The sequence below is a fragment of the Streptomyces sp. NPDC057697 genome, assembly GCF_042799335.1.
GTDB lineage: Bacteria > Actinomycetota > Actinomycetes > Streptomycetales > Streptomycetaceae > Streptomyces.
In genome coordinates this window covers 104,900-118,468 of record NZ_JBHVJA010000017.1, presented here as the reverse complement: position 1 = coordinate 118,468, position 13,569 = coordinate 104,900, and the positions used below count along the sequence as shown (strand labels likewise).

12 protein-coding genes are annotated in these 13,569 nt (G+C 73.6%); 10 read left to right on the top strand and 2 right to left on the bottom strand.

What is annotated here, in order from left to right; all coding sequences use genetic code 11:
* The first annotated feature begins 226 nt into the window (after positions 1-226).
* From ACFVFH_RS32460 to ACFVFH_RS32440, 5 genes are all read left to right on the top strand, one after another.
* Positions 227-610 carry a hypothetical protein gene (locus tag ACFVFH_RS32460; protein WP_383775433.1) on the top strand — a complete coding sequence of 128 codons (384 nt, stop codon included), beginning with the start codon at positions 227-229 and terminating at the stop codon, positions 608-610.
* Positions 600-2,645, top strand: coding sequence for a hypothetical protein (locus ACFVFH_RS32455; protein WP_383775431.1), 2,046 nt, complete (start codon positions 600-602; stop codon positions 2,643-2,645). The genes ACFVFH_RS32460 and ACFVFH_RS32455 overlap by 11 nt, the downstream gene beginning before the upstream one ends.
* A gap of 14 nt (positions 2,646-2,659) precedes the next feature.
* A complete protein-coding gene (locus tag ACFVFH_RS32450; protein ID WP_383775428.1) occupies positions 2,660-3,382 on the top strand; it encodes a hypothetical protein in 723 nt (240 codons plus the stop codon).
* Complete coding sequence (locus tag ACFVFH_RS32445; RefSeq protein ID WP_383775425.1) at positions 3,379-3,651, top strand: DNA-binding protein; 273 nt, start codon at positions 3,379-3,381, stop codon at positions 3,649-3,651. Before ACFVFH_RS32450 ends, ACFVFH_RS32445 begins: the two co-directional genes overlap by 4 nt.
* A 103-nt stretch (positions 3,652-3,754) precedes the next feature.
* Positions 3,755-4,852: a hypothetical protein gene (locus tag ACFVFH_RS32440; RefSeq protein ID WP_383775422.1), complete on the top strand. Its 1,098-nt coding sequence runs from the start codon at positions 3,755-3,757 to the stop codon at positions 4,850-4,852.
* A gap of 105 nt (positions 4,853-4,957) precedes the next feature.
* On the opposite strand, the gene ACFVFH_RS32435 is transcribed toward ACFVFH_RS32440, so the two are convergent.
* A complete protein-coding gene (locus ACFVFH_RS32435) occupies positions 4,958-5,401 on the bottom strand; it encodes a hypothetical protein (protein ID WP_383775419.1) in 444 nt (147 codons plus the stop codon).
* A 273-nt stretch (positions 5,402-5,674) separates the two neighbouring features.
* Here ACFVFH_RS32435 and ACFVFH_RS32430 point away from each other — a divergent pair, with 273 nt between their 5' ends.
* The 3 genes from ACFVFH_RS32430 (at position 5,675) to ACFVFH_RS32420 (ending at position 10,098) form a co-directional block, all read left to right on the top strand.
* A complete protein-coding gene (locus ACFVFH_RS32430; protein ID WP_383775416.1) occupies positions 5,675-6,589 on the top strand; it encodes a diiron oxygenase in 915 nt (304 codons plus the stop codon).
* A gap of 29 nt (positions 6,590-6,618) precedes the next feature.
* On the top strand, positions 6,619-8,268 hold the full coding sequence (locus ACFVFH_RS32425; protein WP_383775413.1) for an FAD-dependent oxidoreductase: 1,650 nt from the start codon (positions 6,619-6,621) through the stop codon (positions 8,266-8,268).
* A 213-nt stretch (positions 8,269-8,481) separates the two neighbouring features.
* Positions 8,482-10,098, top strand: coding sequence for a chitobiase/beta-hexosaminidase C-terminal domain-containing protein (locus tag ACFVFH_RS32420; protein ID WP_383775410.1), 1,617 nt, complete (start codon positions 8,482-8,484; stop codon positions 10,096-10,098).
* Positions 10,099-10,159: 61 nt separating this feature from the next.
* On the opposite strand, the gene ACFVFH_RS32415 is transcribed toward ACFVFH_RS32420, so the two are convergent.
* The gene (locus ACFVFH_RS32415; RefSeq protein ID WP_383775408.1) at positions 10,160-10,687 is read right to left on the bottom strand and encodes a DoxX family protein; all 528 of its coding nucleotides are present in this window, start codon (positions 10,685-10,687) and stop codon (positions 10,160-10,162) included.
* Positions 10,688-10,927: 240 nt separating this feature from the next.
* Here ACFVFH_RS32415 and ACFVFH_RS32410 point away from each other — a divergent pair, with 240 nt between their 5' ends.
* Together ACFVFH_RS32410 and ACFVFH_RS32405 are read left to right on the top strand one after the other, a co-directional pair.
* Positions 10,928-12,943, top strand: a complete 2,016-nt coding sequence (locus ACFVFH_RS32410; RefSeq protein WP_383775406.1) for an FAD-dependent oxidoreductase — start codon at positions 10,928-10,930, stop codon at positions 12,941-12,943.
* Between the two features lie 73 nt (positions 12,944-13,016).
* On the top strand, positions 13,017-13,565 hold the full coding sequence (locus ACFVFH_RS32405) for a PadR family transcriptional regulator (RefSeq protein ID WP_383775403.1): 549 nt from the start codon (positions 13,017-13,019) through the stop codon (positions 13,563-13,565).
* Positions 13,566-13,569 lie beyond the last annotated feature (4 nt).

The window sequence follows — 13,569 nt, the reverse complement described above, 5'->3', positions numbered from 1 at the left end:
CCCGGATTACCCATGACATTCCGGACTTTATTTACCGAACAATCCACTCGCCCCCGACTTCGGGGCGCGCGTTCGCATCCGAAAGTTCGAATGTTCGGAATGTGACGGCCGACATATCCCATCCGCACTGCGGGAGCGGTGACCGATCCGGCGCCACGGAATTCTCGAATCGCCAAGGAAAACCCCGGCGGCCTTTCGGCCCGGCCGGCCCACTCCCGGAGGAGCCATGCGAGAACACGACAGGAACGCGGGCGGCGCCGCCCGTGCGCGGCGGGCCGAGGTGCCCGCGGACTTCGGCATCGTCCACCCGCTGCCCGGCCCGGCCCGTGAGCCGGAGCGGGACGCCCACGGCGAGGACGCGGTCCTCGACGCGCTGCTCGGCGCGGGATACACGCCCGCCCCCGAGGAGCTCGACCGGCTCAACCGTCTGCTGCGCTCGCTGCGGCGCACCGGGGCCACCGGCGCGGAGCCGCCGGCGCCCGCACGGACGTACACCGCGCTCAACGCGCCCCGGGGCATCATCAACACCGGTCTCGTCCACGGCGGACAGCACGTCACCGACAGCGCGGCCGCCGGGGACCGCGTCCGGGGAGCCGACGATGAGCGCTGACACCGGCTCCGTCGACGGTGCGCTGCGGACCGTCCTGTCCGAACTGGACCGGAACGAGGGGATGGTGGTGCTGGCGCCGCACGGCACGGTCAACACCGGTGTGGTCCAGGGCGACCAGCGGAACGTCTCCGGCCTCCCGGGGACGGCCGACGGCCCCGCGGCGCCGGTGCGTCAGGGGCCCGTCCGGGCGGCGGACTTCGGACTCGCCCGGCGCCGCTTCGTCCGCCCGCCGGCCTTCGAGGCCGGACTCGCCGCGCTCGAATCGAGCATCCTCTTCCTCGTGGGAGAGCCGGGGACGGGACGGCTGACACTGGCGCTCAACCTGCTGGCCCACGAGCGCGCGGCCCCCGCGCTCGTGCAGATCGACGGTGCGGTGGACCTGACGCGCTGGCGCCCCCGGCCGCGCGGGGTGGACGGCTACCTGGTCATGGAGCCGGGCGATCCGTTCGCGCTCAGGCCCTGGGACCTGGCCAATCTGGAAGCGGCCCTGCTGGACGCGGAGGCGCGCCTGGTCATCGTGGTTCCGGAGGTGCCGGGCCTGACCCGGTCCCTGGAGCGGGACTTCGGCGCCCAGGTCGTACGCCACCGTCCGCCCGGCCCGGCCGAGGTCTTCGCCGCCCATGTCGCGGACATCCGCCCCGATCCGCGCGACCGTACCCGGCTGCTGGAGTCGCTCGAACCGGGCCTCCTGCCCGCGCTGCTGCCCCCGGGGCTGCCGCCCGGCTACGCGGCGCGGGCGGCGGAGGCCGTGTGCCGGTCCGGCACCGGGGACCGGGTCCGCCGCGACGAGGTGATGTCCGGCCTCGCCCTGGCGGAGGCCCAGGAGCTCCTGGGCCGGGCGGAACACGACCCGGAGCTGCTGAGCCACCTGTTCTCCGTCTGCGTCCACGGAGGGCTGGACCGCGGCACCGTCGTCGACCGGGCCGCGGACCTGGCGGCCCCGCCGGGTCCCGGCCCGGATCCCGGGTCCGCCGATCACGGATCGCAACAGCCGCTGGGCGGCCAGGAGTTCGGCCTCGTCCGGCAACGCCCCCTCGGGGACATCCTGCGCGGCATCGGCGCGCGCCGCGTACCCGGCGACGGCGGCGACGAGGCGGGCACCGTCGCGTTCTTCTGGCCGGAGACCGGGGAAGCCGTGTGGGACGTGGTGTGCCGCGAGCACATCGGTCTGCTGCCGCTGCTGCACCACTGGCTGGGCCGGGCCGGTACCGCCCCGGAGGAGATCGGGCGGGCCGGCCGGGCGGTGGCGGGGATGGCCGTGCGCACCGGAGGACGCACGTTCGGACTCGTCCGGGAGCTCGCCCTCTCCCCCGGCCGCACGGCCTTCGAGGTCGCGGCCCGGTCGCTGGGCGCGGCGGCCCTCGACCCCCGGGTCGCCCACCGGGTCGGCGGCCTGCTCCAGGAGTGGAGCGAGGCGCCCGAGACGGTGCTGCGCACCGCCGTCGCGTACGCCTGCCGCTCCGATCCGGGCGGGGTCGGGGCGATAACCGCGCTGACGTTGCTGCGCGATGTGGCGAACAGGGGAGGCGACGGCCCCGAGGACACCTCGGTGGCCCTGGCCGTCGCGGAGACGCTGATGCAGCGCTTCGCGGCGGGGGATCCGGACACCCGGGAGACGATCACCCACCACCTGGCCGACTGGGCACGGACGGAGGACACCGCGGGCCTGGTGGCCGCCCTCACCTTCCCCGTCCTGGTCGACCTCGACCGCGCCTGGTTCGGCGACCGGCTGCTCGCCGGTCCGACGACGGCCCCGGACATCGTGGAGCTGGTCCGGAGGTCGCTCAACGAGGCCGCTTCGTTCCCCTCGATGAGGGACGCGCTGCTCGCCTGGTGCCGCGGCCCGGACGAGGCGGCACCGCCGGACCGGGCCGTGGAGGAGCTGTTCGCCCGGCTCGTCGATTCCCGGGAGCACGGCGTCCTGCGCCTGCTCCTGCTGATCCAGCGCGGCGGCGACGCCATGCCCGGCAACGCCCTCGCGGAGCGCAGCCTCGCCGAGTGGCGCAGCAGGAACCACTTCCAGCAGACCGACTGATCAGGAGGACGACCATGGCATCACCCTTCGGCCCCGGACTGTTCGACTCCATCGAGCGGGAGTTCACGCGCCGGGCACCGGCACCCGGGCTGCGGCTCGACGACGGCTCCGGCACGGCGGGGGCCCCGCTCACCCCGGCCGGGGCGCGCCCCATCCTGTACGACCGCTCGGCGGCCCCCGCCCTGCGGACCTCGCTGTGGCGGCAGGCCGTCGCGCTGGCGCGGGCCGATACGGACCGGTCCGGCTGGCCGCTCTGCGCGGTGTGGCTGGCCCTGCCCGGACTGCGCCGCACCGTGTTCCGGATCTCGGAGCGGTTCGGCACCCCCCGCGAGGACGTCGAGGCCGAGCTGGTCACGGCCTGCCTCGAAGCCCTGCGCACGATGGGTCCGGAGACCGCCGAGCCCGGGTCCGTGCTGCTGCGCTCCGCGTGCACCCGGGCGTGGAACACGGCGCGCCGCGCCCGTGCCGAGACGGCGGTGGAGGACATCGACGCGGTCGCCGGGGCGCGCCGGGAGACCGGCGGCCGCTGGCAGGTGGAGTTCGAACGTGCCGAACGGCCGGCGGGTCTCGCCGCGCCCCTGCGGATCACCGTTCCGGCCGACCGGGCCGAAGGCGTACGGGTCGGGGCGCTGGCCCGGGAGTGGGGCCTGGCCGACACCGTCGGCGACACCCGCCGCCTCCGGCGCGGACGCCGGGTCGGAACCCTGTCCCTGCGCGGCCCGGGGAGGCTCGGATGAGCAAGCGCGACCAGACGCCCCTGACCTTCCGCGAGATCTTCGACCTTCCGGTGAGCGTGAACCTCAGAACGGCGGCGCGCGCCTTCGGGATGTGCATGAGCACCGCGTACCGGATGGTCGGCAACGGGACCTTCCCGTGCGAGACGGTCCGGGTCGGCCACCGCCACCGGATCGCCACCGCCAACCTGATGCGGGCCCTGGGCATCGACGAGAGGCCCGTCTACGCCGACGACATCGCGGACGGCGTGGCCCTGACGCTCTTCGACTGACGCGGCCGCACCGGGCCTGGACGGCTCCGGCCCGGTGCGCCCTCGGTATCCCCGTACACCGTCGGTGTCCCCGCACATCGAACAACCCCTGGAGGACTTCACCATGCCCATCTGCTTCGCGATCGGCCCGAACGGCGACGCCGGTGCCGCCGACGCCCCGGCCCACGAGATCGAACAGCGCTCCACCGTCTTCTACGAGGAGGTCGTGCGACCCGTCTGCGAACGGCTCGGCATGACCCTCGTCCGGGCCGAATACGAGTCCGGCGCGGGCCCGTTGTCCGACCGCTCGATCCGCCACCTCATCGACGACGACCTCGTCGTCGCCGACCTCACCCGCGTCGGCCCGGAGGTCGTCTACGGGCTCGGTGTCCGGCACTCCACGGGACGGCGCACCGTGCACCTGCGCGAGGCCGGCGCCGCGCCGTTCGCGGCGGCCGTGCTCCCGGCCATCGAGTACCCGGCGCTGCCGCTCGGCTCGGCCGAGGCACGGCAGGCGCTGATGGCCACCCTCTCGGAGGGGCTTCCCGGGGACGGGTTCCCCGGGGGCGGGCCGCTGCTTCCGGCCGCGCGTGGGCCGCTGCCCGGCGCGCCCGGCGGCGAGGACCCGGCCCCGTCCCGCGCCCCGGCCCCGTCCTCGGTGGAGGAGGACGATCCCGGGCTCTGGGACCGGGTGGCCGCCGCCGAGACCGCGATGGAGGCGATCGTGGACGACATGGCCGAGGTGGACGCGGCGCTCCTGGACCTCGCCGCGATGGGCGAGTTGGTCAACGAGGACATGGTCAGGGCCGGTCTGCCGGGCACCCCGATGAGCGCCCGGCTGGCCGTGCTCAACCGCTTCGCCAAGGCCATCGAGGGCCCGGCCGACGACCTGGAGGGGGCCTCGGGGCGCTTCGTCGAACGGATGGGGATCACCGCGGACGCCCTGACCGCGTTCCTTCAGTGGGCGGGGGCCACCCCTCGCGACGAGTGGCCCGACGAGGTGGACGAACTGCTCGACCAGGTCATCGGGATGGCCCTGGACGTACGGAAGTCGGCGGCCGACGTGCAGGAGATCGAGCCCGTGATCGAGATGCTCGGCATGACCAGCCGTCGGCTGCGCAGGCCGAGCCGGAAGATCGGTGCCTCCCTCCGGGCCATGTTCACGAGCCTGGCCATGTTCGACGAGTGGGAGAACACGGCCCGTGAGCTGAAGCGGAGCTGAGCGGCGGGCACGCGCGAGGGGCCGGGGCCGCCCGTGGCCCCGGCCCCTCCCGCACGAGGTCTGGCGGCCGGGGGCGCGGGCGGGCGGCGGCCCCGCCCCCCCCTCTCACATCCCGGGAGGGGGCCCCAGGAGGACCGGCCACCCCTCCTCGGCGTCCGGCGCGCGGTCCGGGCCCCCGGTGAAGACGGCGGTCGCGGGCGCCGCCCGCGCGTACAGCTCCGGGTCCGCCTCCGTCTCCGCGCTCAGGACCAGCACCGCTGCCGGGTCGGCCGCCGAGCGGCCGGGGAACTCCCCGGGGTCCGCGCCGATCTGCCCCAGCGCGGTCGGGAACACGGCGACGCGGACCGTCAGCCGGGCGCCGTCGAAGGTGTGCTCTGCCCAGCCGTCGGTCTGCGACAGGAACAGGACGCCGTCGCCCTCGTAGCAGTAGTCACCGAGCCGGGCGAGGGCGCGCTCCCCCGGCGGGCCGTCCGGGTCGACGCGCAGGGTCACCACGGGTGCTTCGGGGTCGTCGGGGTTGACGCCGGAACGGATCTGGAGCCGGGCCACGGGGCCTCCGGTAGAAGCGGGTTGGACGGGGCGGGTGGGGAACCAGTACAGCACGGCGGTCCCGGCGCGCGGACCGGAGATCAATCGAGCCGATTCGCCACGAGGGCTAGGCCCGCACAGCACTCTTGCTATACGTTCCGTCTAACAGCTTGCTAGACGTGACGTCTAACAAGCGATGGAGGCGCTCGTCAGCCAGGGATCCCGCCGAGCGGGCAGCACGGGGATCGCGGCCGGCCGGCGCCGGGTCGATCTGTCGAATCGAGGAGCCGCACCATGGCAAGCAGCACCGTTCGGCCGCAGGACCGGGACCGGGGCGACGACCACGACGTCGCCCGGCGCCTGCTCGAATCGTCGGCGAAGCTGTCGTACGACCCGGTCACCGAGGTGGACTGGGACACCCCGCTGGACAAGGACTTCCACGGCGCGAGCCCGGAGTGGAGCACGCTCTACGGCACGGCGTACTGGAACGAGCTGACCGACGCACAGCGCAAGGAGCTGACACGTCAGGAGGCCGCCTCGGTGGCCAGCACCGGCATCTGGTTCGAGATGATCCTGCAGCAGATGGTGCTGCGCGACATCTACACGACGGACGCCACCGATCCGCGGTTCCAGTGGGCCCTCACGGAGATAGCCGACGAGTGCCGGCACTCCATCATGTTCGCCCGCGGGGCGGCGAAGCTGGGCGCCCCCGCCTACCGGCCGCGCCGCGCGGTGGTCGAGCTGGGCAGGGCGTTCAAGACCCTGGCCTTCGGCGAGGCGGCGTACGCGGCGATCCTGGTCGCCGAGGAGGTGCTCGACGTCATGCAGCGGGACTGGATGCGGGACGAGCGGGTCGCCCCCTTCGTACGCACCATCAACAACATTCATGTGGTCGAGGAATCGCGGCACATGAAGTTCGCCCGCGACGAGACCCGCAAGCGGCTCCGGGACGCGGGCCCGCTGCGCCGCCGGATCAATGCCTTCGTGATCGCCGTCGCGTCCTACTTCATCGTCACCAGCATGGTGAACCGGCAGGTCTACGCCAACGCGGGGCTCGACCCCCGGCGGGCGCTCGCCGAGGCCGCCGCGAACGAGCACCACAAGTCCCTGATGCGGTCCAGCTGTTCGGGCCTGATGGAGTTCCTGGCCTCGGCCCGCCTCCTCACCCGGCCCGCGCTGGCCCTCTACAAGCGCGCCCACCTGATCTGATCCGCGCCGAGCCGACCCGAGCTGACGAGATGACCTACGCCATCACCCAGACCTGCTGCAACGACGCCACCTGTGTCGCCGTCTGCCCCGTCAACTGCATCCATCCGACACCGCAGGAGCGGGCGTTCGGCAGCACGGAGATGCTGTACGTCGACCCGAGGTCCTGCATCGACTGCGGCGCCTGCGCCGATGCCTGCCCGGTCGACGCCGTCTTCCCGGTGGACGCTCTGCCGGCCGGTCAGCGGGAGTACGCCGCGATCAACGCCGCGTACTTCGCCGGCCAGGAGCCCGAACCGGTCGTCACGGGACCGAACTTCCACCGGTGGAGCGCCCCCTCCTTCGAGCGCGGCCTCCCCTCCGACTTCGCGCCGATCCGCGTCGCGGTGGTCGGTACGGGCCCGGCCGGGATGTACGCCGCCGAGGACCTGCTGCTGCACACCAACGCCGAGGTGACCCTGGTCGACCGGCTGCCGGTGGCGGGCGGCCTCGTCCGGTACGGCGTGGCGCCCGACCACCCGGCGACCAAGAAGGTGGGCGAGGCCTTCGCGCGCTTCCACACCCACCCCCGGGTACGGATGCACCTGGGAGTCGAGATCGGCAAGGACATCACCGCGGCGGAGCTCGCCGCCCACCACGACGCGGTGATCTACGCGGTGGGCGCCTCCACCGACCGCCGCGTCGGCATCCCCGGCGAGGACCTGCCGGGAAGCATCTCGGCGACCTCGTTCGTCGCCTGGTACAACGCCCATCCCGAGGTCGCAGCCGACGCCGTCGACCTGTCCGCGGAGCGGGTGGTGGTGGCCGGAAACGGCAATGTCGCGCTCGACGTCGCCCGCATCCTGGTCGCGGACCCGGCGGCCCTGGCCGGGACGGACATCGCGGATCACGCGCTCGCGGCCCTGCGCGCCTCGAAGGTGCGCGAGGTGGTCCTGCTCGGCCGGCGCGGCCCGGAGCACGCGGCGTACACCGGCTCCGAACTGCTCGCGCTCAAGCATCTGCCTGGCGTGGACCTGCTCGTCGACGACCACGACCCGCGCACCGGCGCGACGGTCGACGGCGCGGCGCCGGACGCGAAGGCCGCCCTGCTCCGGGGCCTGGCACGCGAGAGGGTGGACTGGTCGCGTCCACCGGCGGCGGGGCGGCGCATCGTCTTCCGGTTCCACTCGGCCCCCCTCCGGGTGCTCGGCGACGACGCCGTGCGGGCCGTGCGGGTGACCGGCGACGGCGGCGAGACGGAGATTCCGGCCGGCACACTGCTGCGGGCGGTCGGCTACCGCGGCCTTCCCGTCGCGGGGCTGCCCTTCGACGAGGCGACCGGCACCGTCCCGCACCGGGGCGGGCGGGTGACGGGACTGCCGGGGACGTATGTCGTCGGCTGGATCAAGCGCGGGCCCTCCGGCGGCATCGGGGCCAACCGCGCCTGCGCGGCCGAGACGGTCGGCACGCTCCTGGAGGACGCCGTCGCGGGCGCCCTGCCCACTCCGGAATCCGCGCCCAAGGCGTTCCAGCGCCTGGTCCGGAGCCGTGGCCGCCATGTCGTCGACGCCAGGGGGCTGGCCGCCATCGACCGGGCCGAGCTGGCGCGCGGCCGCGCCGGCGGACGCCCCCGGGTCAAGTTCGGCACGGTGCCGGAGCTGGTCGCGGCGGCGCGGCACGGCCGCTGGAGGCCGTCGGCCTGAGCCACCCGGACGGGGCCGCCCGGCCCCGTCCGGGAAGCGCCGCCCCGGCCTCCCCCGATACGTTCATGATCGATTCACCAGGAAGTCGACCGGGCCGCACCACGGCCTGGCACGCGCCCCCTAGCGTCTCTGGTTCAGACCGGTTATCCAGCCGTTACACAACCAGGGCCGGGAAGTCCGCAGGGACTTCCCGGCCGGAGAACAGGGACCCCCGTGAGACTCACCCCTCTCGTGATCGCCGCGACCTCCGTCGCGCTGGTCGCCCCGGCCGCCGCGCAGGCCGACTCCCCCACCTCCCGCACCCCGTCCGCCCCCGGCGTCAGCGTGCCGGGCGGCCGCTACGAGCACGCGGTCGAGCTGACGTTCCGGGCCGAACGCGGAACCACCGTCCGCTACACGCTGGACGGGACGACCCCGACCCGCGACAGCCGCGCCTACTCCCCCGGCCGTCCGCTGCGGATCAAGAAGGACACCAATGTCACCGCGGCGGCCTTCCGGGGCGACCGGAGCAGCGTCCCGGTCGCCCGCGGCTATCTGATCAGGACGCGGGAGAAGCCGCTCGCCCGGCTCGTCGTCATGTCCGATGTCCATGTCGGCAGCCACGCGACCGCCGACAAGAAGTACGAGAGCTTCTTCGACACCATCGGGTCGGTCTTCCCCCGCCCCGACGCGATCCTGTCCAACGGCGACATGATCAACGACAACGGCGACGGCAAGGGCCCGGACCACCGGATCGTCTCCGAGATCTTCCAGAAGGAACTGGCCCGCAAGGGCATGACCGGCACCCAGTTGCTGATCTCCAACGGCAACCACGACGCGAGCCTCGCGGCGATACGGGCCGGTTACCCCCGGGCCTGGTTCCCCGACTCGGGCGGCGGCTACTACGAGTCCGATGTGAAGGGCCTGCACGTCCTCACGGTCAACACCGAGACCTACGACGCCGACACCGCCCAGCGCACCTGGCTCAAGAAGCGGCTCGCCGCGATCACCTCCGACCGGGCCTACCGGGGCAAGCCGGTCCTGGTCCAGGGCCACCGGCCCACCACGGGCACGACGATGGACGGCCAGCAGGCCTCCAACCCCGGGCTCGCCCAGGACCTGAGCGCCTTCCCGCAGGCCATCCTCTTCTCCGGCCACTCGCACCTGAACATCAACGACGACCGCTCGATCCACCAGCGGGACTTCACCTCGGTCAACGACGGCTCGATGTCGTACGTCGAGGTCGACCACGGCTACCAGATGGTCACCGAGAAGGGCCTCGCCGACCGCTTCGAGACGCCCACCGCGCAGGCGCTCTTCGTCGAGGTCTACAAGGACCGCACGGAGATCGCACGGGTGAACATGGCCGCGGACCCACACGACATCTACACCGGGGGCCAGTGGTCGGCGAACTGGCAGCCGCCCTACGCCAGCGCGGGCACCCTCGCCGGGTCCACCTGGACCGTCCGCCTGAAGGGGTCCACGAGCCGTCGGATCAAGGAGAACTTCCGCTACACGGACACCGCGCGCAACACCGTGGCGCCGAGGTTCACCACCCGGAAGCCGCTGTCCCGGGTGCGTGACGCCGAGGGCGGCACGGCGCTGCGGATCGCGCAGGCCGAGGACGACCAGATGGTCCACCACTACGACGTGGCCATCACCGACGCCGCCACCGGTGCCCCGGTCGTCTCGTCCAGGGTCCTCTCGGACTTCACCTTCGTGCCCCGCCCGAACGTCCTGGACATCCCGGTGCCGGGCGCGGTCCGAGGCGGCCGGTACGTGGCGCGGGTGGTCGCCGTGGACGCGTACGGGAACGCCTCCCCGGCCGCGTCGCTGACCTTCCGGAAGTAACGTCGCCGAACCGGGCGGCGCCCTCCCGGGAGTGCCGCCCGGTCCGTGTCGCGCCGGGCGGTCAGGTCGCGTCGGGGTCGACCGCGACGCGCCCCCTGGCGCGCCTGCCGACCACCGCGGCCGCCGCGACGGCACTGCCCGCGAAGGCCAGGGCGACCGTCCACGGCTGGTCGAAGAGATGCCGGGTGGCATGGTCGACCGAGTAGCGGCCCGGCCCGGTCAGGCCGATCGCCGCGGCGGTGAAGCCGAGGAAGGCCGGGTACTCGTAGCCGCCGCCCTGCGCGAAGAATCCGGCGGGCGCGTGGACCGCCACGGCGCCCGCCATCGCCCCGGCCGCGGCCGCACCGGCCGCCGGGGTGGCGAGGCCGAGGGCCAGCAGCACTCCGCCGCCCGCCTCACCGAGCCCGGCGGCGACCGCGCTGTGCTTCGGGGGGTGGAAGCCCATCGCCTCCATCGCGGCGGTGGTTCCCTCGATTCCCCCGCCGCCGAACCACCCTGCCAGTTTCTGGGCGCCGTGCGCGGCCAGTACCGCGCCGGTGCCGACGCGCAGGACGAGCAGGCCGAGGTCACGCCGGTCGAGGCAGGCCATGGGTGTCTCCGCAGGGGTTCGGGGGCGGGCGGCACGAGCGGGCGGCACCTGTCCCGTGCCGGGCGGATGCCACCGGTTCCACTCTCCGTGGCCCGGGGCGCCGACGGGGCCCGGTGCTACGCCGTCCGGGGGACGGCGCCGTGTCCGGCACTGAGACCCACGCCATTATGCAACTTGTTGCACAAGGGTGTTCCGGTGGTCTACAACTGGCGCAACCGACACTGCGCGAGGAGCCGCCGCATGAGCCCGTACCCGCATCTGCTGAGCCCGCTCGACCTGGGCTTCACCACGCTTCCCAACCGTGTGCTGATGGGCTCGATGCACATCGGCCTCGAAGAGGTGGAGCGCGGCTTCGAGCGGATGGCCGCCTTCTACGCGGAGCGTGCCCGGGGCGGCGTCGGCCTGATGGTGACCGGCGGCATCGCGCCCAACGTCCGCGCCTGCTCCCTGCCCGGCGGCGCCAAGATGACCACCGAGGCGGAGGCCGGGCAGCACGCCCTGGTCACCGAGGCCGTCCACGCGGCGGGCGGCCGGATCGCCATGCAGATCCTGCATTTCGGCCGCTACGCGCACCACCCCGATCTGGTGGCACCGAGCGCGATCCAGGCGCCGATCAGCGCCTTCACCCCGCACGCCCTCACCGACGACGAGGTCGAGGAGACCATCGAGGACTTCGTCCGGGCGGCCGCGCTCGCGCGGCGCGCCGGGTACGACGGGGTCGAGATCATGGGCTCCGAGGGCTATCTGATCAATGAGTTCATCGCCGCCGCCACCAATCACCGCACCGACCGCTGGGGCGGCTCGTACGAGAACCGCATCCGGTTCCCGGTCGAGATCGTGCGCCGGGTCCGTGAGCGGGTCGGCCCGGACTTCATCCTGATCTACCGGCTGTCGATGCTGGACCTGGTGCCGGGCGGCTCCTCGCTGGAGGAGGTGGTGCGGCTCGCCCGCGCGGTCGAGGCGGCCGGCGCGACGATCATCAACACGGGGATCGGCTGGCACGAGGCCCGTATCCCCACCATCGCCACCTCGGTGCCGCGCGGCGCCTACACCTGGGTCACCGGGAAGCTGCGGGGAGCCGTCTCCGTGCCGCTGGTGACGAGCAACCGCATCAACACCCCCGAGGTCGCCGAGGAGATCCTCGCCTCGGGCCGGGCGGACATGGTGTCGATGGCCCGCCCGTTCCTCGCCGACCCCGACTTCGTCGCCAAGGCGGCCGGGGGCCGCGCCGACGCGATCAACACCTGCATCGGCTGCAACCAGGCCTGTCTGGACCACGTCTTCAGCGGCAAGGTCACCTCCTGCCTGGTCAATCCGCGCGCCTGCCACGAGACCGAACTCACCCTGTCGCCGACCCGCACCGTGAAGCGGGTGGCGGTCGTCGGCGCCGGGCCCGCCGGTCTCGCGTGCGCCGTCTCGGCGTCCGGGCGCGGGCACGAGGTGACCCTGTTCGACGCGGCCGAGGAGATAGGCGGCCAGCTGAACGTGGCGCGCAGGGTCCCCGGCAAGGAGGAGTTCGACGAGACGCTGCGCTACTTCCGCACCCGGCTCCGGGAGGAGAAGGTCGGACTGCGGCTCGGCACCCGGGTCACGGCCGGTGCGCTCGACGGTTTCGACGAGGTCGTCCTCGCCACCGGCGTCACCCCGCGCTCCCCCGGGATCCCGGGCCAGGACCACCCCAGCGTGGTCGGCTACCTCGACGTCCTGCGCGACGGGGCGCCGGTCGGCGAACGGGTCGCGATCATCGGCGCGGGCGGGATCGGCTTCGACGTCGCCGAGTTCCTCACCGACACGGGCGACGCGGCGAGCCGCGACCCCGAGGTGTTCTTCCGGCAGTGGGGCGTCGACACCGACTACCGCGACCGCGGCGGGCTCCGTGCCCCAAAGCGCCCGAAGGCCCCCCGGACCGTCCATCTGATCCAGCGCAGGAGCGGCAAGGTCGGCGCGGGCCTGGGGAGGACGACCGGCTGGATCCACCGCACCGAGCTGCGGCACCGGGGCGTCACGACGATCGCGGGCGCCGCGTACGACCGGATCGACGACGACGGCCTGCACCTCACCGTCGACGGCGAACAGCACCTGCTGCCCGTCGACACGATCGTGCTCTGCGCGGGCCAGGAGCCCCGCCGCGAGCTGTACGAGGAGCTGCTCGCCGCCGGGCGGACGGCCCATCTCGTCGGCGGCGCCGACGTGGCGGCCGAGCTGGACGCCAAGCGGGCGATCCGCCAGGGAACGGAGCTCGCGGTCTCGCTCTGACGTACGGGCCCGGCGGCGCGGGGCGGCCCCCTGCGCCACCGGGCCGTAGCCGACCGTCCCTAGGATGCACCCCATGTCACTGCCCCATGCGATTCTCACCGCCCTGCTGGAGAAACCGTCGTCGGGGCTGGAGCTGACCCGCAGGTTCGACCGCTCGATCGGCTACTTCTGGTCCGCCACGCACCAGCAGATCTACCGGGAGCTGGGGAAGCTGGAGCAGGCCGGGCAGATCCGCGCACTGCCGTCGGCGCAACCTGCCCGCGGGCAGAAGAAGGAGTACGAGGTGCTGCCGGCCGGACGCGAGGCGCTCGCCGCCTGGGTGGCCCGCCCGGAGGACCCCAAGCAGATCAGGGATCCGCTGCTGCTGCGGATGCGGGCGGCGGCGGTCGTCGGGGCGCCCGGTCTGGACGAGGAGCTCCGCCGTCATCTGGGGCTGCACCGCCGTCAGCTGGCCGAGTACCTGGAGATCGAGGAGCGGGACTTCCCACCCGGCCGGAACTCCGAGGAGGACCGGCTGCGCCATCTGGTCCTGCGGGGCGGCATCGATCTGGAGAACTTCTGGATCGGCTGGCTGACCCGGGCGCTGGACGGGGAGCGGGAGCCGGGCCCGGCCTCCGGCTGAGGCC